The sequence below is a fragment of the Halosimplex rubrum genome (assembly GCF_013415885.1).
GTDB lineage: Archaea > Halobacteriota > Halobacteria > Halobacteriales > Haloarculaceae > Halosimplex > Halosimplex rubrum.
Genome location: NZ_CP058910.1, coordinates 2361411 through 2383248, shown reverse-complemented (window position 1 = coordinate 2383248; position 21838 = coordinate 2361411). Strand labels below are relative to the sequence as shown.

Annotated in this window: 15 protein-coding genes; 12 read left to right on the top strand and 3 right to left on the bottom strand. The window is 70.1% G+C overall.

Annotation, left to right across the window (positions count from 1 at the left end; genetic code table 11):
• Positions 1 to 26 precede the first annotated feature (26 nt).
• Positions 27 to 1727, top strand: coding sequence for an acyl-CoA mutase large subunit family protein (locus HZS55_RS11800; RefSeq protein ID WP_179907862.1), 1701 nt, complete (start codon positions 27 to 29; stop codon positions 1725 to 1727).
• Positions 1728 to 1764: 37 nt separating this feature from the next.
• On the opposite strand, the gene HZS55_RS11795 is transcribed toward HZS55_RS11800, so the two are convergent.
• Positions 1765 to 2622: an ABC transporter permease gene (locus HZS55_RS11795; RefSeq protein WP_179907861.1), complete on the bottom strand. Its 858-nt coding sequence runs from the start codon at positions 2620 to 2622 to the stop codon at positions 1765 to 1767.
• Positions 2619 to 3587: an ABC transporter ATP-binding protein gene (locus HZS55_RS11790; protein WP_179907860.1), complete on the bottom strand. Its 969-nt coding sequence runs from the start codon at positions 3585 to 3587 to the stop codon at positions 2619 to 2621. Before HZS55_RS11790 ends, HZS55_RS11795 begins: the two co-directional genes overlap by 4 nt.
• A gap of 329 nt (positions 3588 to 3916) precedes the next feature.
• Between HZS55_RS11790 and HZS55_RS11785 the strand changes: the two genes are divergently transcribed.
• From HZS55_RS11785 to HZS55_RS11760, 6 genes are all read left to right on the top strand, one after another.
• Positions 3917 to 5248 (top strand): substrate-binding protein, encoded by a 1332-nt coding sequence (locus HZS55_RS11785; protein WP_394353566.1) that lies wholly within the window; start codon positions 3917 to 3919, stop codon positions 5246 to 5248.
• Positions 5249 to 5410: 162 nt separating this feature from the next.
• Positions 5411 to 6400, top strand: coding sequence for a branched-chain amino acid ABC transporter permease (locus HZS55_RS11780; RefSeq protein WP_179907858.1), 990 nt, complete (start codon positions 5411 to 5413; stop codon positions 6398 to 6400).
• Entirely contained in the window at positions 6397 to 7521 is a 1125-nt protein-coding gene (locus HZS55_RS11775) for a branched-chain amino acid ABC transporter permease (protein WP_179907857.1), read from the top strand. Before HZS55_RS11780 ends, HZS55_RS11775 begins: the two co-directional genes overlap by 4 nt.
• On the top strand, positions 7518 to 8279 hold the full coding sequence (locus HZS55_RS11770; protein WP_179907856.1) for an ABC transporter ATP-binding protein: 762 nt from the start codon (positions 7518 to 7520) through the stop codon (positions 8277 to 8279). The genes HZS55_RS11775 and HZS55_RS11770 overlap by 4 nt, the downstream gene beginning before the upstream one ends.
• Positions 8276 to 9019 carry an ABC transporter ATP-binding protein gene (locus HZS55_RS11765; protein ID WP_179907855.1) on the top strand — a complete coding sequence of 248 codons (744 nt, stop codon included), beginning with the start codon at positions 8276 to 8278 and terminating at the stop codon, positions 9017 to 9019. The genes HZS55_RS11770 and HZS55_RS11765 overlap by 4 nt, the downstream gene beginning before the upstream one ends.
• Before the next feature lie 2 nt (positions 9020 to 9021).
• Positions 9022 to 9741 (top strand): thioredoxin family protein, encoded by a 720-nt coding sequence (locus HZS55_RS11760; protein WP_246308248.1) that lies wholly within the window; start codon positions 9022 to 9024, stop codon positions 9739 to 9741.
• Positions 9742 to 9823: 82 nt separating this feature from the next.
• On the opposite strand, the gene HZS55_RS11755 is transcribed toward HZS55_RS11760, so the two are convergent.
• Positions 9824 to 11800, bottom strand: coding sequence for a methyl-accepting chemotaxis protein (locus tag HZS55_RS11755; protein WP_179907854.1), 1977 nt, complete (start codon positions 11798 to 11800; stop codon positions 9824 to 9826).
• Between the two features lie 315 nt (positions 11801 to 12115).
• Between HZS55_RS11755 and HZS55_RS11750 the strand changes: the two genes are divergently transcribed.
• The 5 genes from HZS55_RS11750 (at position 12116) to HZS55_RS22635 (ending at position 21818) form a co-directional block, all read left to right on the top strand.
• Positions 12116 to 14032, top strand: a complete 1917-nt coding sequence (locus HZS55_RS11750) for an acetate--CoA ligase (RefSeq protein WP_179907853.1) — start codon at positions 12116 to 12118, stop codon at positions 14030 to 14032.
• A gap of 163 nt (positions 14033 to 14195) precedes the next feature.
• The gene (locus tag HZS55_RS11745; RefSeq protein WP_179907852.1) at positions 14196 to 16493 is read left to right on the top strand and encodes a bacterio-opsin activator domain-containing protein; all 2298 of its coding nucleotides are present in this window, start codon (positions 14196 to 14198) and stop codon (positions 16491 to 16493) included.
• 188 nt (positions 16494 to 16681) lie between these two features.
• The gene (acs, locus tag HZS55_RS11740; RefSeq protein ID WP_179907851.1) at positions 16682 to 18685 is read left to right on the top strand and encodes an acetate--CoA ligase; all 2004 of its coding nucleotides are present in this window, start codon (positions 16682 to 16684) and stop codon (positions 18683 to 18685) included.
• A gap of 123 nt (positions 18686 to 18808) precedes the next feature.
• Complete coding sequence (locus HZS55_RS11735; protein ID WP_179907850.1) at positions 18809 to 19531, top strand: sugar phosphate isomerase/epimerase family protein; 723 nt, start codon at positions 18809 to 18811, stop codon at positions 19529 to 19531.
• Positions 19532 to 19628: 97 nt separating this feature from the next.
• On the top strand, positions 19629 to 21818 hold the full coding sequence (locus tag HZS55_RS22635) for a PGF-CTERM sorting domain-containing protein (RefSeq protein ID WP_179907849.1): 2190 nt from the start codon (positions 19629 to 19631) through the stop codon (positions 21816 to 21818).
• The last annotated feature ends 20 nt before the right edge of the window (positions 21819 to 21838 follow it).

Genomic DNA, 21838 nt, shown 5'->3' with positions numbered 1-21838 from the left:
TGCGCACTCCGGCAATATTTGCGAGCATGTTCGACGACGAGGACCTCGCCGCGATCCGAGAGTCCCGCGAGGAGTGGGAAGCCGAGCGACTCGAACCCGCCCTCGACGGCTACGGCGAGCGCGCCGAGCGGTTCGCGACGGTGTCGAACCACGAGGTCGACCGCCTCTACACCCCCGAGGACGTGGCGGACCTGGACTACGAGGCGGACCTGGGGTTCCCGGGCGAGCCGCCCTACACTCGCGGCGTCTACCCGACGATGTACCGCGGGCGCACGTGGACGATGCGGCAGTTCGCCGGCTTCGGGACGCCGAGCGAGACCAACGAGCGGTTTCACTATCTCATCGAGGAGGGCCAGACCGGCCTGTCGACGGCCTTCGACATGCCGTCGCTGATGGGGCTCGACTCGGACGACCCGATGAGCGACGGCGAGGTCGGCCGGGAGGGCGTCGCCGTCGACACGCTGCGGGACATGGAGATCATCTTCGACGGCATCGACGTGGGGGAGGTCTCCACCTCGTTCACGATCAACCCCAGCGCACCGGTGATCTACGCGATGTACGTCGCCATCGCCGACCAGCAGGGCGTCCCCCGCGAGGAGATCCGCGGCACCCTCCAGAACGACATGCTCAAGGAGTTCATCGCCCAGAAGGAGTGGGTCGTCCCGCCCCGTCCCTCGCTGGATATCGTCGTCGACACCGTCGAGTTCGCCGTCGAGGAGACGCCGAAGTTCAAACCGATCTCGGTCTCGGGCTATCACATCCGCGAGGCCGGATCGACGGCGATTCAGGAACTGGCCTTCACGCTGGCCGACGGGCTGGCCTACGTCGAGGCCTGCCGCGAGCGCGGGCTGGCCGTCGACGAGTTCGCCCCCCAGCTCTCCTTTTTCTTCAACTCCCACAACTCCATCTTCGAGGAGGTCGCGAAGTTCCGCGCCGGCCGACGGATCTGGGCGAACCTGCTGGCGGAGTGGTACGGCGCCGAGGCCGACGCCAGCAAGGCGATGAAGTTCCACACCCAGACGGCGGGGCAGTCGCTGACCGCCCAGCAGCCGCTGAACAACGTCGTCCGGGTGACGATCCAGGCGCTGGCGGGCGTGCTGGGCGGGACCCAGAGCCTCCACACCAACAGCTTCGACGAGGCGCTGGCGCTGCCCAGCGAGGACGCGGTGCGGGTCGCCCTGCGCACCCAGCAGATCATCGCCGAGGAGTCGGGCGCCGCCGACATCGTCGACCCGCTGGGCGGCAGCTTCGCCGTCGAGGCGCTGACCGACGAGGTCGAGGCCGAGGCCATGGAGTACATCGAGGCGATCAGGGAGATGGGCGACGGGTCGATGCGGGAGGGCGTCCTGACGGGTATCGACGAGGGGTACTTCCACCGGGAGATCGGGGACGCGGCCTACGAGTACCAGGAGCGCGTCGAGACCGAGGCGGAGGTCGTCGTCGGCGTCAACGCCTACACGGTCGCGGAGGACACCGAACCGGAGACCCTCAGGGTCGACGAGGAAGTCCAGGAGCGACAGCGCGAGCGGCTCGCCGAAGTGAAAGCCGAGCGCGACGACGAAGCGGTCGAGGACGCGCTCGCGGCGCTGGACGACGCCATCGAGAGCGACGAGAACGTCATGCCCGCTCTCGTCGACGCGGTCGAGGTCTACGCGACGATGGGCGAGATCATGGATCGCTTCGAGCGCCACCACGGGAGCTACCGGGAGTCGATCGGCGTCGCCTGACCGGACCGCTCGGGCGGCGATCGGGTGGTCGGGTCCCCTACAGCACGTCCTTGTTCACGAACAGCAGATAGCCGACGACGGGGACGACGACCAGCCAGACGGCCAGCGCGGCGACGGCGTACCACTCCGAGACGGCGAGGTAGTCGACCTCGGCGCCCTGCGGGTTGGTGATCAGCGGGTGGAACAGGTTCTCGTTGAACAGCACGTTCACGACCTTCACGTAGGCGTTCAGCGGGTCGAGCCGGCCGAGGTAGAAGTACCACTCGGGGTACGGCCGAAGGCCCAGCTCGCCGTCGGGGCGGGTGAGGTAGAGACCGCCCCACTGCATGACGGGCCACAGGCCGCGGAAGAGGACGTAGGTGCTGATGATCCCGGTCGTGACCTGCGTCTCGGAGTCCAGCACCGCCGAGAGCGCGAGGCCGACGCCGACGAACAGCAGTCCAAAGGCCAGCGTCGCGACGACGAACAGGAGGAAGGCGACGGCGTCGGGTTCGCGGAGGACCCCGAAGCCGACGGCGCCGACGACGAGGAGGCCGAGCGCCGTCGCGGCCGAGAGCAGCACCGACCGACTCAGGTACTTCCCCAGGTAGGCGTCGAACCGGGAGTTCGGCAGGCCGAGGAGAAAGCGGACCGACCCGCTCTCGCGTTCCTGGATGATCGCCCCGTAGCTGCCGAGCATCGCGATGAACGGGAGGATCACCGAGAGGATGCTGCCGACGAGTAGCATGATGGTGTCGAACGTCGGCGCCTGGCCGCCCGGCGACGAGACGTGCGCCAGCGCGACGAGGATGGCGATACCGGCGGTGAACGCGAACATCGTCGCCGCGACGCCCTGGCCCAACCGCGACCGGCGGACGCCCAGCAGGTCGTCGTTCATGACGGTTCGCCAGGTCATGCCTCTCCCTCCGCGGGCGCCTCGGCCCTGTCCCGGTTTCCGTCCCCCCGGCCCTCCCGCGGGCCGAGCGTCGCCACCTCGAATATCTCCTCCAGCGAGGGGTCGTCGGTGGTGAAGTCCGCGAAGCCGACGCCGGCCCGCTCTACCGCGTTGAGCGCCCGGAGCTTCGCGTCGCCGCCCCGGGCCGAGACGAGGACCTGGTTGTCGGTCGCCTCGACCTCCTCGACGCCGTCGATCCCGCGGATCTCGGAGAGCAGCGACTCGGGGGCCGCCCGCTCGACGGTGACGGTGACGGTCGCGGCGTCCAGTTGCGCTCGGAGGTCGGCGACGCTGCCCTCGGTGACCATCTTCCCGTCCTTGAGGATGCCGACGCGGTCGCAGACGGCCTCGACCTGGTCGATGAGGTGGCTGGAGAAGAAGACGGTCGCGCCCCGTCTGTTCTCCTCGCGGATCACGTCGCGCAGCTCGCGGGTGCCGTTGGGGTCCAGTCCCGTCGACGGCTCGTCGAGCACGAGCAGGTCGGGGTCGCCGACCAGCGCCATGCCGATGGCCATCCGCTGGCGCATCCCCTTCGAGAAGCCGCCGGCCTTCCGGTCGGCGGCCTCGGGGATGCCGACGCGTTCGAGGACCGCGTCGGGGTCGTCGTCGGCGCCCTTCGCGCGGATGGCCCGCTCGACGTGTTCGCGGGCGGTGATCCGCTCGTAGACGCCGTAGCCCTCCAGCAGGGCGCCGGTGCGCTGGCGGATCGCCTTGCTCTCGGCCCGGGCGTCGTGGCCGAACACGCGGGTCGACCCGGCGGAGGGCTGGGTGAACCCGAGCAGGATGTTGATCGTCGTCGACTTGCCGGCGCCGTTCGGGCCGAGAAAGCCGAATATCTCGCCCTCCGGGACCGAGAAGGACAGGTCGTCGAGGGCGGTCACGTCACCGAATCGCTTGGTCAGGTTCGATATCTCGATGGCGGACATGCGTGGAGGGTGGACGGCGGGAACCGCGTCCTACCGGTGGCTCCGGCGGGCGACTGATAAACGTACCGCCCGGCTCGCCGTCTGCACCCGCGACGGACCGGGCGGGACGACCCCGGGACGCCTTCCTCGGCGGCGACGGATCCGGTTCGAGACACCGGCCAGCGGCGCCGTCGGTACACTTTCCCACGAAGGTATCGATCGGTCCGAACACGGCGAACCGAACGCCGTTCGCCTGTCACTTTTTATAATTATGCACAACTATTATGAGGGAGGTCATCCCCTGATAGAGCATGTCACACGATGACAGTACAGTGTCGCGGCGTGGGTTGATGAAACGAGCGGGCGCGGCGGGTGCCGTCGGTCTCACCGGGCTGGCGGGGTGTACCGAAGGCGGCGACGGCGGCGACGGCGGTGGCGGTGACGGTACCGACTACCCCTCGCTCGGGAACTTCCCGATCGAGGGCGACACCGCGACGTTCGGGTTCAACGTCCCCACGTCGGGACCGTACTCCTCGGAAGGGGAGGACGAACTGCGCGCCTACGAGCTCGCGGTCGACCACCTCAACAACGGCGGCGGCTGGGTCGACGAGTGGGACGACCTGTCGGGCGACGGCGTCCTCGGCTACGAGATCGACTACGTCGAGGGCGACACCGCGACCGACGCCTCGACCGCCGAGCAGTCGGCCTCCCGGATGATCGACCGCGACGGCGTTATCATGTTCGCGGGCGGCTCCTCCTCGGCGGTCGCCATCGCCCAGCAGGGGCTCGCCCAGCGCGAGAAGGTGATGTTCACCTGCTGTCTCACCCACTCGGACGACACGACCGGCGGGGACTGCGTCCGCTACAGCTTCCGGGAGATGTTCAACGCCTACATGACCGGCCAGGCGCTGACGCCGGTCCTCACCGACGAGTACGGCGACGACCTGACGTTCTACCAGCTGTACGCGGACTACTCGTGGGGCCAGACGGTCCAGTCGTCGATGCGGATGTTCCTCGAGGACGCCGGCTGGGAGGAGGTCGACAGCGTCGCGACGCCGCTGGACACCAGCGACTTCTCGTCGTACCTCTCGGAGGCCCAGAGTTCCGGGGCGGACGTGCTGTTCCTCGACCACTACGGCCTCGACGGGGCGAACTCGCTGACCGACGCCATCGACGCCGGTATCGACGAGGACATGGAGATCGTGATGCCGCTGTACAACCGGCCGATGGCCGAGGCCGCGAGCAACGCGATCGGCGGGATCTTCGGGACCATCGCGTGGGACTCCCAGATCGACAACGAGCCCTCGAACACCTTCACGGAGTTCTTCGGCGAGGAGTACGACGGCCGGGTCCCCTCGGGACCGGCACAGCTCGCCTACTCCGGGACGCTCCAGTACGCCGCCGCCGTCGAACGGGCGGGCACGTTCTACCCGCCGGAGGTCATCCGCGAGCTCGAAGGGTACGAGTACGACAACATCGGCATGAACGAGGAGACGATGCGCGCCTGCGACCACCAGGCCCAGCGGGCGATCCCGGTCGTCCGCGGACTCCCCGAGTCCGAACAGGGCGACGGCCAGTTCTTCGAGATCGTCGACATCACCCCGCGCGAGGACGTGGGCTACGGCTGCGACGAGGGCCCCGCCGCGGAGTGCGAACTCGGCGACTACGGCGACGAGGAGTGAGCCCCCGCGCGACTAGGCCCTACAGTTATGTACGTGATTCCCGGACCCTCTACACAGAATGAGTGACAATCACACCCAAAACACCGACCGCCACCGCCGTCGGGCGCCGAGCGGAGACCAACGGCGCCCCGAACGGCCGGTCCCAACCGAGGTGACCGGCGAGTGAGCGTCGTCGGCGACCTGATCGTCTTGCTCGTCAACGGCCTCCAGACCGGCGCCATCTACGTCCTGCTGGCGATCGGGCTGTCGATCATCCTCGGGACGCTCAAGTTCGTCAACTTCGCCCACGGCGCCCTGTTCGTCGTCGGCGCCTACGCCGGCTTGCTCATCACACAGGAGATCTCGATATCGAACGGGAAGCTCGCCGAGTGGGGGTATCCCACGCTGGGACTGGAGTGGGGCTTTTTCGCCGCGCTCGTCATCGTCCCCGTGTTCGTCTTCGTCGTCGGCCTCGCCATGGAGCGGTTCGTCGCGCGACCGTTCTACGACCGGCCCGACACCGACCAGATCCTCGTCACCTTCGGGCTGGCCATCGTCGTCCAGGAGGTCATCCACGCGCTGATCGGCCCCCGGACCTACGGCTACGAGGTGCCGACCTCCGCGTTCGGCCTCCTGCCGATGACGGGGCCGATCGGCGTCCCGCTGTCGGACGTGACGATCAACGTCTGGCGGCTCTGGGTCATCGCCATCACGGCGGCACTGGTGATCGCCGTCTACGCCATCGTCGAGTACACCGACTTCGGCCTCGTCGTCAAGGCCGGGACGCGCGACCCCGAGATGGTCCGCCTGCTCGGTATCAAGATCACGCGCCCGTACCTCGTGATGTTCGGCATCGGCGCGGCGCTGGCCGGCATCGCCGGCGTCGTCGGCGGCCCGCTGCAGAACATCAACCCGGAGATCGGGATGACGATCCTCGTCCCCGCCTTTCTCACCGTCGTCATCGGCGGCGTCGGCTCGATCCGCGGCGCCGTGCTGGGCGGGACGCTCATCGGCATGGTACAGGTGACGCTCATCTCGCTCGGGACGCTCGGGGTCGGCGGGTTCCAGGTCAACTTCACCCCCTGGGCGCAGGTGGGTATCTACGCGCTCGCGGTCGTCGTCCTGCTCACGCGGCCCCAGGGGCTGCTCGGATCCGAGGAGGTGTCGGCATGAGCGACGAGGTCAACTCCGCCGAGGCGGGCGAACCGGCCGACGTCGACCGCTCGCCCTCGCTGTACGACCGCTGGAACGCCGTCCGCGAGCGCGAGGTGACGACGGCCGTCATCACGTTCCTCGCCGTCTTCCTCGCGCCGCTGGCCCTGGTCGTCGTCCCCGAGATGCTCGGGGTACCGACCCAGTACATCTGGTACCGGAGCCTGGTCACGCTGGCGCTCATCTGGGGGATCTTCGCGGTCGGCTACGACCTCCTGCTGGGCTTTACGGGCCTGCTGTCGTTCGGCCACGCGATCTTCTGGGGGACGGCCGCCTACGCGGCGGGCATCCTCAGCGCGAACGTGACCGGCAGTCCCATCGCGATGATCCTCGTGGGGACGACCACGGCGGTCCTGTTCGCGTGGGTCATCGGCTGGATCTCCCTGCGCAGGGGCGGCATCTACTTCGCCATCCTCACGCTGGCGTTCGGACAGATGATCTACTACGTCTTCCTGTCGCCGCTCGGGTGGCTCACCGGCGGCGAGAACGGGTTCAACGAGGTCGCGGTCGACCCGCTGCTGGGCTTTCTGCCCCTCGGTGCGGAGGTCGCGGTCGTCCCCGACGCGCTGGTCGGGACCTGGATGTACGTCTTCGTCGGCCTCGCCACGGTCCTGGCGGTCGTCGTCGCCAACCGCATCCTCAACTCCCCGTACGGCGTCGTCCTGCGGGCGATCCGCGAGAACGAACAGCGCGCGGAGTTCGTCGGCCTGAACGTCTGGCGCTACAAGCTGATGGCCTTCGTCATCTCGGGGGCGTTCGCCGGCGTCGCCGGCAGCCTCTACGTCGTCCAGCGGTCGTTCGTCCCGATCGAGAACACGCTCAACTGGACGATCAGCGGCGAGGTCGTCATCATGACGGTGCTGGGCGGCGTCGGCTCGCTGTTCGGCCCGCTGCTCGGCGCCGGCGTCTACATGTACGTCGCGAACATCGTCAGCGGGATGCCGGGGATCGGCGACTTCTGGCACATGATCCTCGGGCTCGTGTTCGTCGCCGTCGTCGTCGTATTGCCCGACGGCATCTGGGGCGGGCTCGGGTGGATCCGCGAGCGCGTCGCCGATGCGCTGGGGGGTGACGACCGATGAGCGCTATCCTCGAGACCGACGGGCTCGTCAAGGAGTTCGGCGGCCTCACGGCCACCGACGACGTGAACCTCTCCATCGAGCGCGGCGAACTGGTCTCGCTCATCGGCCCCAACGGCGCCGGCAAGTCGACGCTGATCAACCTCATCACCCGGATGCTCGAGGAGACCGAGGGGGACATCCGCTTCGAGGGCGAGTCCATCGTCGACCTGGAACCCCACGAGGTCGTCCAGCGGGGGATCGGCAAGTCCTTCCAGACGGCCTCTATCTTCCCCGAACTCTCCGTCGAGGAGAACGCCAACATCGCTTCGTTGGGCGCCGAACACGGCTCGTTCCGCTTGAACTTCCTCGTCCACCGGAACAGCTACCCGGAGGTCGAGCAACGGACCCTCGACACCCTCGAAGCCGTCGGCCTGCGCGACCAGCGCGACACCCGCGCGGCGGACCTGCCCTACGGGGACAAGCGGCGCCTGGAGATCGGCATCGCCCTGGCGAGCGAGCCCTCCCTACTCCTGATGGACGAACCCACGGCGGGGATGTCCCCCGAGGAGACCCAGGCGACCGTCGAACTGATAGAGGACCTCCAGGAGGAGCTCGACCTGACCATCCTGCTGGTCGAACACGACATGGAGATCGTCTTCAGCGTCTCCGACCGCATCGCCGTGCTGAATCGCGGGTCGATCATCGCCGAGGGGACACCCGACGAGGTGCAGGGCGACCCGAGCGTCCAGGAGGCGTATCTGGGAGGTGTCGAGCTGTGAGCCTGCTCGAAATCGACGGCGTCGAGAGCTACTACGGCCAGTCTCACATCCTCCGCGACGTGTCCATGCGCGTCGAGGAGGGCGAGATCTGCGCGCTGCTGGGCCGCAACGGCGCCGGCAAGACGACGACGCTCCGCAGCATCGCCGGCGCCCGCCCCCCGGAAGTCCGCGAGGGGACGGTCACGTACAAGGGTCGAGATATCACCGACATGGAGACCGAAGACATCTCCGTGCTCGGTATCTCGCACGTTCCCGAGGAGCGGCGGGTGTTCGGCAACCTCACCGTCGAGGAGAACCTCCATCTGGCCGACGTGGTCCAGAACCGCTCGAACACGGTCGGCCGCGACCTGCAGTTCGAACACGAGGGCCAGTCTATCGAGCAGATCCTGGAGGACTTCCCCCGGCTGGCCGAGCGCCAGAACCAGCTCGCCGGCACCCTCTCGGGCGGCGAACAGCAGATGCTCGCCATCGCGCGGGCGCTCAAGCAGAGCACCGACCTGCTGATGCTCGACGAGCCCTACGAGGGGTTGGCCCCGCAGATCATCGAGACCGTCGAGGGCGCCATCGAGCGGATCCGCGAGGAGGGGACGACCGTCCTGCTGGTCGAGCAGAACGCCGTCGCGGCGATGAAGATCGCCGACCGGTGTTACGTCGTCGACCAGGGCGGCGTCGTCTTCGAGGGCACCGCCGACGAACTGCGCGAGGACGACGAGACGCGCGAGCGGTACCTGGGGGTCTAACGATGGCAGGAGCACCCGACGAGTCGACCGACGCGCCCGCGATGGACGAGTCGACCGTCGACGCCCACATCGACCGACTCGTCGCCGAGGGCGTCCTCGACCACGACGAATCGACCGACGGGATAACCACCACGGAGGACTTCGAGCACCGCCGGCACGTCTACCTCGACACGTACCTGGACCTGAGCGAGGCGGAGTTCCACGAGTCGGTCGCCGACGCGTTCGACCTCCCCTCGGCCGAGGCGGCCGCCGACCGCGTCGACGACCTCGGGATCAGTCGCGAGGAGTTCGCGACCTACCTCGCGCTGTCGGCCCACCTCGACGGCTACGGCGTCGCCGAGCGCACCGAGATGGCCGGGATCGTCGTCGAAGTCGGGCCGGAGTCGCCGGTACCGGAGGCGCTCGACGAACTCGACGACGACACCTGGCGCGAGTTCGTCGCCGAGCACGACCGCGCGGTCGTGACCGTCTGGAAGCGCCGCTGCGAGCCCTGCGAGGCGACGAAGTCGGAGCTCGACGGGATACTCGCGGCGCTGCCCGACGACGCCGCCGTCGCCGGACTCGACGGCGAGGCCTGTCCGGAGTTCTGCCGCGAGAACGAGGTCAACGCCGCGCCCGCGGTCGCCTTCTTCGCCGACGGCGAACTGCTGGACGCCGTGACCGGACGACAGCGACCGGGACCGCTCGGCGAGCGCGCCGCGGCGCTGTACGGCGGAGACTGAGCGGTCGTCACAGCACGGACTGAACATCACTTTTTGCCGACGTGACCGGAGAGTCGCCGGAGAATCGGGTCGAGCGGGCGCCTCAGCGGCGGTCGTCGGCGCTGTGGAGCCGGTCGACGCTGTCGACGAGTTCCCGGACCGACCGGGTCTGGGAGTCGGTCGTCTCGACGATGCGGCGGGCCGCGGCCTCGGCGTCCTCGGCGTGGCTGCGGGCCTCCTCGATGGTGGTCGTGACGCCCTCGATGGCGTCGGCCTGGCTGTCGTTGGCGTCGGCGACCTCCTCGATGCCGTCGGCGGTCTCGTCGACGGCGTCGGCGATCTCGTCGAGCGCGTCGAGCGCCTCGGCGATCCCCCGTTCGGCTTCCCGGATCTGGGCGTTCGACGCCCGGACGCTCTCGACGGTCTCGGTCGCCTGGGACTGGATCTCCGCGACGGTGCGGGAGATCTCGTCGGCGTACTCGCCCGTCTCGGCGGCGAGCGTCTTCACCTCGTCGGCGACGACGGCGAAGCCCTCGCCGGACTCGCCGGCCCGAGCCGCCTCGATGTTGGCGTTCAGGGCGAGCATGTTCGTCTGTTCGGCCACGTCGGCGATGATCTCGATGACCTCGTTGACCTCGTCCATGCGCTGTTCGAGCTCGGTGACGCTGTCGACCAGATCGTCGCTGCTGTCGGTGAGGTCGTCCGTGACGGCCCTGGCCGTCTCGCCGGCCCGCTCGCCCGCCTCGACGGAGTCGCGGGCGCGGTCGGCGGCCGCCGACACCTGGTTGGAGGTGGCCGCGATCTCCTCCATCGTCGCGCTGACGTCCTGCACGTCCTCGGCCGCCTCGGCGAGGATCCGGTTCTGCTCGGTGACGGCCGACTCGATCTCGTCGGCCGCGGCGGCGGACTCGTCGGTGGCCGCCGCCAGGTCCCCGGCGTTGCCGTCGACCCGCTCGATCAGGTCCGCGAGCGCGCTCGCCATCTCGTTGAGCTCGTCGACGACGTTCAGCAGCGACGCGTCGACGTGACCCTCGGCGTTGTCGAACGACGCGCGGGCGTCCAGGTTCCCGTCCTGGATGGCCCGCATCGTCTCCTCCAGCTCGCCCACCAGATCGGAGGTGCGCTCGTGGCGGAGCACGTCGGCGGTGCGGTCCTGGACCATCTCCACGACCGCGATCAGCTCGCCGTCCTCGTAGATCGGCGCCGCCGAGAAGGAGATGTGGACCTCCTCGCCGTGCTGGTCCTGCATCACGCTCGTGTCCCGGTAGAGGGTAAAGGAGGCCTCGTCGACCCTCGGCACGTCGTAGACCTCGTCGGTCCGCTCGGGCGCGTCGATCACCTTGTCGGCCAGCGTCTTCCCCCGTCGACCGTCCGGGTAGAAGGCCACGCTCGCCATCTCCATCGACTGGGCCTCGGCCTCGGGCACGCCGGTCAACCGTTCGAGCTGGGCGTTCCACGTCAGGATCTCCCCCTCGGCGTCGAGGACAAAGAGCGGCGTCCCGACGTGGTGGAGCACGTCGTGGTAGTCCAGCGAGTCCGCGCCGGGCGCCCCGTCGGGCGCGGGGCCCGGATCCGACCCCGACTCGGTCGCGTCGGCTCCCTCCGCCGCCCGCCGCTCGTAGGCCCCGGCACCGGCGGCGAACACGTCCGTCGCCCGGTCGAGGCCGTCCCGCAGTTCCTCGCGGGCGTCGTCGACGGCGGCCGCCGCGTCCCCGTCGAGGTCCGCCCGGAGCCGGTCGAAGACGGCGTCGACGAGCGCGTCCGTCACGACGCGCTGGCTCTCCCCGAACGACCGCGCGTCGATACCGGCGGTCCGGTACTCGCCGACGAGTTCGTCGACGGCGTCGCCATCCACCTCGAAGAGGTCGCGGACGTGACGGTGGCCGACCGCGGTCGGTCCGGTCCCGCCGTACACCTCGTCGAGGGCGTCGAGGTCGGGGTCGTATCGCCGTCCGAGCGACCCGTCTCCGTCGCCCTCGAGCGTCGCTCCGCCGTCCGGCTCGGCCCGCGGCTCGTCGCTCCCGCCGCCGACCCGGTCCCGGAGGCGACGGAGTATCGACTCCTGTGAGCGCTCGGTCATCTGTCCGTGCCAACGACGATTTCCTACATAAATATACGGCATGAATTATCGATTCGAATAACGGAATCCCCCTCTCTCGGCCATCTGAACGGGAAGATCGGGTCTTTGTTCCGGCCGCGAAAACCCGGTGGACGGCGGGAGCCAGGCGTGGGACCCCCGCGACTCGCGGCGGACGAGCCGGGACGAACGCGGACCGTAGAGGTGCGACCGGGCCGGCGGCTCGCACCGGTCGAGCGACGGCGGCGAGGCCGAGAACGGGCGGTCCGGCGAGAGCGCACGGATCATTTATGTCGTTGCCCGCGCCAGTCACACGGGATGGACGACGAGTCGGTCGTCGAGACCAACCCGCGCGACCGGGACGGGGTCGACCCGTCGGCGGCGTTCGCCGAGCAGGCCAACGTCTCGGCGGCGGACGCGGCGGCGTTGGAGGGCGAATGGCCCGACTGCTGGGCGCGGGCCGGCGAGATGCTCGACTGGAGCGAGCCGCCGGAGACGACGTTCGAGGCGGCGGGCGGCGACCGCCGGTGGTTCCCGGGCGGGGAGCTGAACGCCTCGGTCGACTGCGTCGACCGCCACCTCGACGACCGCAAGACCCAGGCGGCGATCAAGTGGATCGGCAAGCGCGGCGAGCGACGGACCTACACCTACCTCGACCTCTATCACGAGGTCAACGAGTTCGCCGCCGCCCTCCGGTCGCTGGGTATCGGCGAGGGCGACGTGGTGACGCTGTACATGCCGGCGATCCCCGAGTTGCCGATCGCGATGCTGGCCTGCGCCCGCATCGGCGCGCCGCACAACGTCGTGTTCGCCGGCTTCTCCGCGGCGGCGCTGGCCGAGCGCATGGAGCGGGCCGACTCCGAGTATCTGGTCACCTGCGACGGCTACTACCGGCGGGGCAACGCCATCCACCAGAAGAACAAGGCCGACAACGCCTGCCTGTCGGTCCCCCACGAGGTGACCGAGACCGTCGTCGTCGAGCGACTGGACGACGAGAGCGTCCAGCTGGGCGAGGCGGACCGCGCCTACGACGACCTGCTGGCCGCCCACCGCGGCGCCGAGGTCGAGCCCGTCCCCCGGGCCGCCAACGACCCGCTCTTTCTCATCTACACCTCGGGGACGACCGGCGAGCCGACGGAGGTGCGCCACACGACGGGCGGCTATCTCGCCCACGCGACGTGGACGAGCCACGCCGTGCTCGACCTCGAACCCGCGGACACCTACTGGTGTTCGGCCGACATCGGGTGGATCACCGGCCACACCTATCTCGTGTACGGCCCCCTCTCGCTGGGGACGACGACGATGCTCTACGAGGGGACGCCCGACCACCCCGAGAAGGACCGCGTGTGGGAGCTCATCGAGCGCAACGCCGTCGACGTGTTCTACACGGCGCCGACGGCCATCCGCGCGTTCATGAAGTGGGGCGCCGAGCACCCCGACTCGCACGACCTGTCGAGCCTGCGCCTGCTCGGGTCGGTCGGCGAACCGCTCAACCCCAGCGCCTGGTGGTGGTACTACGAACACGTCGGCGGCGGGGAGTGCCCCATCGTCGACACGTGGTGGCAGACCGAGACCGGGGCCATCCTGCTGTCGACGCTTCCCGGGGTCGACCGGATGAAGCCGGGTTCGACCGGACCGCCGCTGCCGGGCATCGACGTGGCGGTGGTCGGCCCGAACGGCGAGGAGACGACGGCGGCGGAGGGCGGACGCCTCGCCGTCACGAAGCCCTGGCCCGGCATGCCCCTGAGCCTGGACGGCGACGACCGGGCCGACGAGTGGCGCTACGCCACCGAGGACATCGCTCGCATCGACGACGACGGCTACGTCACCGTCCTCGGCCGCATCGACGACACCGTCACCGTCGGCAACCACCGCCTCGGGACGACCGAACTCGAACGCGCCATCGCCGACGTGCCCGGCGTCGCCGAGGCGGCAATCGTCGACGTGCGCGACGGCAGCGACAGCTCCATCTTCGCGTTCGTCAGCACCGACGACAGCCACGAGGCCGAACGGGACCTGCGCGAGCGCATCACCGACAACGTCGAGCGCTCGATCGGGGCCTTCGCAGTCCCCGAGACGTTCGTGTTTACCCCCGAACTCCCGAAGACCCGCTCGGGCAAGCTGATGCGCCGCCTGCTCAAGGACATCGCCGACGACGACGAACTCGGCGACACCAGCGCGCTCCGCAACCCCGAGATCGTCGGCGAGATCCGCTCCGCGCTCGACCGCGAGTGAGCGCCCCGCCGATCCCCGTCTGTTTCGCCGCACGTATCGTCCGCGAAACCGCTCAACGCTCCGAAGGCGCTGACTGGCGACTGTTTGCTATCGAATCCGATACTGAACCGCCACACTGGCGAACTTTTATTTCGCAAGCGGCCGTTTCCGCGAAACGCACATCATGGGACAGCGTGCCAGGGAAACCGACGCCGCCGCCGAACCGCTGCCGACCGCGGCCTACGAGCGGCTGCGGCGGGCGGCGACGACCTACCGGGAGTCGGTCGTGGTCCGTCTCTGCGGCGAGGTCGGCCTCAGCCCGACGGAAGTGGCGCGGGTCCGCCCCGACGACTTCCGGGCGGTGTCGACGCGCGCGGGGACCCACCACCTCCTGACGGTCGTGGACGACGAGGGCGACGCCGTCAGGGACGCCTACGTCCCGGCGGACGTGCGCTCGGCCGTCGAGCGGTACGTGAACGAGCGGGGGATCGGCGGCGACGAGCGGGTCGTCGCCGTGACGCCGCGGCGGATCCAGATGGTCGTCGGGGAGGTCGGCGAGCGGGCGGCCGAGCGGAGCGGCGACGACCGGCTGCGGACCGTCTCCTCGACCGACCTCCGGGGGTACTACGCCCGCCGGCTCGTCCACGAGGCGGGCCTCGACCCGCGGGTCGTCCTCGCGATCGGTCCCTGGGACGGGCTGGACGCGCTCTGCCGGCACCTCGACCCGGTCGGGATCGAGACCGTCCTGGACGCGTTCGAACGGGCGGGGCTGGGTGGCCCGACCGCCGAGTGGGCGCCGGCGGACCTCGGACGCGCGCTCGCGAGCGCCGACCTCCCCGTCGTCGTCACCGACGCCGACGGCGCCGTCGCGTTCGCCAACGACGGCCTCGCGGCGCTGACCGAGCGGTCGGGCGACGACCTGGTCGGCGGCCCCGCCACCGCGCTCTATCACGGCGACGCTCACCCCCCGGCGGGGTCGAGCGGTCCGACGCGAGTTCGGTTGGCCGGTCCGGACGGCGACCCGGTACCGGTCGTCCGGGTCGCGGCGCCGCTGAACGGCGACTCGGCGCGGCGAGGCCGCCGCATCGCCGTCTTCGTCGAGCGCGAGGCGAGCGCCGAGCGCGTCGGTGAACCGGCCGAACGCGCGGACGCGAACGGCCGGCGCCCGACCTCCGACGGTCCGAACGCGTCGGCGGGTTCGAACGGGCGCGGCGACCTCGCCGTGGACGACGGTGCGGACGGGTCCGCTCCCGCGGGCGCCGACGGGACCGGGACGACACCGGCCGGTGGGTCGGTCCCCGCCCGCGTGGCGGACACGATCGGGGCGCTCGGAGCGGTCGCGGCGGTGCTCGCGGCGGCCTCGAAGCGGACGGAGGTCGCCTCGCGGGTCTGCGACCGGCTGGCCGCGACCGACAGCTACGAGTTCGCGTGGGTCGGCTCGGCGACCGGCGACCGGGGCGTCGTCTCGACGGCCTGGACCGGGATCGACGAGGCGACCGCGGAGACGCTGGCCGAGACCGCGACCGACGACGTGGACGTCCACGGCGTCGCCGCCGACCAGCCGGGCGAAGTCCGCACGCTCCCGACCGGCGAACGCGAGGCGCCGCTTCGCCCGATCGAGACGGACGGCGACGGGCCGAGCGTCGACGCCGTCGCCGTCGTCCCGATCACCTACGGCGACACGACCCACGGGCTGCTCGCGCTGGGCGCGACCGACGAGGACGCCTTCGGGAGCGACGAGCGCGAGCTGCTGGGCAGCGTCGGCTGGCAGGTCGGCCAGGCGATCACCGACATCAAGCGGCGGAACCTCCTGCTGGCCGACAGCGTCACCGAGCTGGAGTTCCGCGTCGAGAGCGACCGCGCCTTCTTCGTCGGGGCCAGCCGGGCCCTCGACGCGGCGTTCGAGCTCCAGGGGCTCGTCCCCGGCGAGGGCGGGAGCCTGCTGTACTTCGTGACGATGCGTGGCGCCTCTCCCGAGGCGGTCGTCGACTTCGCGGCCGACGCCGACGGCATCGAGAACGCCCGGCTGATCCGCGACTACGGCGAGCGCTACCTCGTCGAGTTCGTCGTCGCCGGCGAGGAGCCCGCGACGACGCTGACGGAACTGGGCGGTCACGTCACCGAGTTCACTGTCGAGGACGGCGCCCAGCGCGTCACCGCCGAGTTCACCACCGAGACGGACGTTCGGACCGTCTTCAACGGCTTCCAGTCGGCCTTCTCCGAGTCGACGCTGTTCTCGAAACACGAGGTCGAGCGGCCCGTCCAGACGACCGACGGCTTCCGCCGCTCGCTGGAGGACGACCTGACCGACAAACAGCAGTCGGTCCTGCGGGCCGCGTATCTGGCGGGCTATTTCGAGTGGCCCCGCGGGTCGACCGCCGAGGAACTCGCCGACTCCATCGGCGTCTCCTCGCCGACGCTCCACAACCACCTCCGGAAGGCCCAGCAGAAACTGCTCACCGCCTTCTTCGACGACGAGTGACAGGTCGGCCGGACGACACGGGCCGCGAACGTCACCGACCCGTCGGGCGGTCCGCTGGCCCCGTGTCACGGGTCGTCATAGACAGTTAGACGGTTGGCTTAAGAGTCTCCTGGGTGATATCGAAAGTGAACCATGTCACAGCGTGACTGCCACCGGTCGCGACGGGTCACACGGAGGGGTCGATAACCATGTCCGAGGAGGGTTCCCCCCTCGAATCGCGGCTGACCGAACAGGAGTACTTCCGGCCGCCGACGGAGTTCGTCGGCCAGGCCAACGTCAGCGACCCCGACATCTACGACCGCTTCGACGAGAACTACCCCGAGGCCTTCGAGGAGTACGCCGAACTCCTCGACTGGGACGAACACTGGGACGAGGTGCTCGACGACTCGAACCCACCGTTCTACGAGTGGTTCTCCGGCGGCCAACTCAACGCCTCGTACAACTGCATCGACCGCCACCTCGACGAGCGCAAGAATCAGGCGGCGTTCATCTGGGAAGGCACCGACAGCGAGGAACGCGAGACGATCACCTACCAGGACCTGTACAACCGCGTCAACGCGGCCGCCGCGTCGCTGCGCGACGTGGGCGTCGAGGAGGACGATGTCGTCACCTGTCACCTCCCGATGCTGCCGGCGCTGCCGGTCACGATGCTGGCCTGCGCCCGCATCGGCGCGCCCCACTCGGAGGTGTTCGCCGGCTTCTCCGCCCAGGCGCTGGCCGACCGCATCGACGACGCCGACTCCGACGTGGTCGTCACCTGCGACGGCTACTACCGCCGCGGCGAGTTCCTCAACCACAAGGAAAAATGCGACGAGGCGCTCGAACTCGCCGAGTCCGACGTGGACAGCGTCGTCCTCTGGACCCGCCACGACGAACTCCACGAGGACGTCGAGATCGACGGCGACGACCCCTACGTCCTCGCGGACGACCTGCTGGCCGACAACGAGCGCGCCCGCGTCGACCCCGTCTCCCGCGACGCCGAGGACCCCCTGTTCCTCATGTACACCTCCGGGACGACCGGCCAGCCCAAGGGCTGCCAGCACCGCACCGGCGGCTACATGTCCTACGTCACCGCCACCAGCAAGTACGTCCTCGACATCGAGCCCGAGGACACCTACTGGTGTGCCGCCGACATCGGGTGGATCACCGGCCACTCCTACATCGTCTACGGCCCGCTCGCGCTCGGGACCACGTCGGTGATGTACGAGGACACGCCCGACCACCCACACAAGGGCCGCATCTGGGAGATCGCCGAGCGCTACGACGTGGACATCTTCCACACCTCCCCGACCGCCGTCCGCATGTTCATGAAGTGGGGCGCCGAGCACGTCGACGAGTACGACTTCGACTTCCGCCACATGACCACCGTCGGGGAACCAATCCAGCCCGAGGCGTGGCTGTGGTACTACAAGCACATCGGCGACGAGGACGCCGTCATCGTCGACACGTGGTGGCAGACCGAGACCGGCGGCCACCTCATCACGAACCTCCCCGCGCTCAAGGACATGAAGCCCGGGTCGGCCGGTCTGCCGGCGCCGGGGATCCAGCCGGCTCTGTACGACGACGGCGGCGAACCCATGGAACCCGCCACCGGCAAGGCGGGGAACCTCGTCATCGAGAAGCCCTGGCCGGGGATGCTCCAGACCGTCTACGGCAACGACGAGCGGTTCATCGAGGAGTACTGGCAGGACTTCTCCGACACCGACAGCGACGACCCCGAGGACTGGGTGTACAAGGCCGGCGACGGCGCCGTCCACGAGGACGACGGCTACTTCCGCGTGCTGGGCCGCCTCGACGACGTGATGAACGTCGCCGGGCACCGCCTCGGGACGATGGAACTCGAATCCGCGGTCTCCGAGGTTCAGGACGTGGCCGAGGCCGCGGTCGCCGCCCGCGACCACGACGAGAAGGGCGAGGTGCCCGACGTGTACGTCGTCGTCCGCGAGGGCGTCTCCGCCAGCAACGAGGAGGTCCGCGACCGCATCATCGAGGCGGTCGAGGACGAGATCGGTAAGTTCGCCCGCCCCGACCGCGTCGTCTTCGTCGAGGACCTCCCGAAGACCCGCTCGGGCAAGATCATGCGCCGCCTGCTGGAGAACATCTCCAACGGCGACGAACTCGGGAACACCACCACGCTGCGCGACCCCTCCGTCCCCGAGGATATCCGCGACCAGGTCCACGGCGACGACTGAGAACCGTCTCTTTCGCCGGTGGGCTCTCGCCGACGCCCCGGCAAGAGACGGGGTCGACGGCTCGCAGCCGGAGAGTCGCGCCCCGACCCGTGGACTGAAAGCCCGCCCGGACGATCGGCCACCATGGTACGCACCGCGATCAACCTCTACTCGGTTCGCGACCTGGACCTGCCGATGGCCGAGATCCTCGACCGCTGCGCGGCGGCCGGCTACGACGGCGTGCAGTTCTCCGGCGGCTTCGGCGGCCTCTCCGCCGACGAACTCGCCGACCACCTCGACGACCTGGGTCTGGACGTGACGGCGGCCCACGTCGACGTGGGCGAGATGGAGTCGGACCCCGCCGAAGTGGTCGAGTTCCACGAGACCGTCGGCGCCGACGGCGCGGTCGTCCCGTGGCTCGGTCCCGAGCACTTCGAGTCCCGCGAGGCGACGCTGGAGACGGCCGACCGCGTCGACGCCATCGCCGCGGACCTCCTCGACCGCGGCTTCGACCTGCACTACCACAACCACGACCACGAGTTCGTCGACTTCGACGACACGACGGGCTTCGAGGTGTTCGCCGACCGCACCGACGCCCTGCTGGAGCCCGACGTGGGCTGGATCGAGACGGCGGGCCACGACCCCGTCGAGATCGTCGAACGCTACGGCGACAGCGTCGAGATCGTCCACATGAAGGACATGGCCGACGGCGAGTTCTGCGAGATCGGCGACGGCGACGTCGACATGCAGGCCTGTGCAGACGCCGCACGCGAGGTCGACGCCGAGTGGCTCGTCTACGAACACGACGAGCCGGCGGACCCGGCCGCCTCCATCGACACCGGCGCCGAGTTCCTCGCCGAACTGTAGGCGAGCGCCGGGGCCGGGCGACCGCGGACCGCCGCCGGGCGGGCCCGCGATCCGACCGACGGCGAACCATTAAGTCGGGCGTTTCCCAACCGAGGGTATGTCACGGGCTGGCGGTCGTCGAGTCGTCGCCGCGACGGTCGCGGTGTTGCTTCTCACGAGCGCGGTCGCCGGGGGCGGCCTCGCGGCCGCCTCCCCGACCGCGGAGACGGTCGCCGACTCGACCGGGAACGCGACCGCGTCCGAACCACGACAATTCGCCGCCGATACCGCTCTCTCCGGGGAACGTGGCGCTTCCGGCGAGCCCGCCGAGCGGGTGACGAAGTCCGTCACCGCGTCGGGCGGGTCGGCGTCGGCCGCGGGCACGGACGCGGTGTTCGCGAGCGCGCCGGCGAACGTCACGGCGGTCCAGGAGCTGCGGCTGACGCCGGACGAGCCCGGTGAGATCACCGTCGTCCAGCGGTACCGAGTACCCGACCGGGTGTCCTCGCTGAAGCCCCAACTGCCCGAGAACGTGACCGTCACCGCGACGACGGGCTTCTCGCGCGCCAACGGGACCGCCTACGAGTGGGACGGCAACGCGTCGAGCCCGTCGATCACGTTCGCGATGGCGGTCAACGAGACGGTCGACCTCTCGGGGCCGGAGGGGGCCCAGGGGCGGTATCTCTTCGTCGACGCCGGCGAGTGGGCGCTCGTCCGCCACCCGTCGGTGCCGACGAGCTGGTCCTGGAGCGGCGCGGCGCCGGTCGGCATCACGCGCGAGACGCGGACCGCGGGCGAGGGGTACGTCGGCGAGTGGATGGCCTACCTCGGCGAGGTCGCGACGCGCGAGCGAACGGCCCACGGTCAGCGGTTCGAACTGGTGATCCCCGAGCGGGCGTCGCTGACCGAGTCGCCCGACGCCGTCCTCGACTCGCTCGCGGCGGCCGGCGACCGCATGCGCGTCGGCGACCGCGACCCCGTGGTGAACGTCTTCGCCGCGCCGACGACGACCGTCCGGTGGGGCGTGCGCGGCCTGCAGTACGGCGACCGCGACATGTGGGTCCGCGACGCCGAGCCGCTTTCGACAGCCGAGAACACCTGGCTCCACGAGTACGTCCACACCCGCCAGGGCTACGAGGCGGCGTCCTCCGCGAAGTGGACGAACGAGGCCTTCGCCACCTACTACGCCGCCCTGCTCGCGCTCGAACAGGGCCGCGTCGACTTCGCGGCGTTCCGCGAGGCGCTGCGACCGGGGACCGTCCGCCCGCAGTCCGACGCGGTCATGACCGAACCGCGCTCGTGGGTCAACGCCGCCAACTACCTGAAGGGGAGCCTCGTCGCCGGCGACACCGACCTGCGGATCCGGCTGGCGACCGACGGGACGCGCTCGCTCCAGACGGTCTTCTCGGCGATGAACGCCCACTCGGGTCCCGTCGACGCGCGTGCCGTCTTCGAGTCCGTGGGGACGGTCGCCGGGCCGGAGGTCCGCCGGGCCGCGGTCACCTACGCGGGCACCGAGCGGACGCCGGATCTGTGGTCGGCCCGCACCCACGCCGAGGCGTTCGCGTCGACGCCCGCGCTCGTCGAGGTCGCGGTCGCGACCGAACCGGGCGCCCTCGCGGTGAGCGGCCCCTACCGCAACGTGACCCGCTCGGGGTCGGAGTTGACCCTCTACACCGGCGAGACGCTGACGATGACCGGGGCGGTGACCAACGCCGGGGGCTCGGCCGGCGGGTACGAGGCGCGGTTCGTCGTCGACGGCGCGGTCGAAGCGTCCGAGAGCGGGACCGTCGCTCCCGGCGAGCGAGTGACCTACCGGTTCGAGCGGACGTTCGACGAGGCCGGCGACTACACCCTCGCCGTCGGCGGCGACCGCGTGACCGTCGAGGTGTACGAACCCCCTCGGGCGACCGTGACCCACCTCACGGCCAACCGGACGGAGTTGTCCGGGCCGGGCGCGGTGGCGTTCACCGCGACGGTCTCCAACACGCACGGCGTGCCGGCGCGCGGGAACGTCTCCCTCCGCGGCCCCGACGGCCCGATCATCGACCGCCGGGTCGCGCTCGGCGCCGGCGAGAACCGGAGCCTGAGCGGCGTCGCCCGCCTCGACCGCGGCGAGTACGAGTTCACGCTCGGGAGCGCCGACCCGCTGGTCGTGACCGTCGGCGACGTGGGCGACGGCGACGGCGGCGGAGGCGGGAACGGGGACGACGGCGGAACCTCCGGGTTCGGTCCCGGCTTCGGCCCGGTAACGGGACTCGCCGGACTCCTCGCGGCGCTGGCGCTGCTCGGCCGTCGGCGCGGGTGACCGGGCCGGCGCGGGTGACC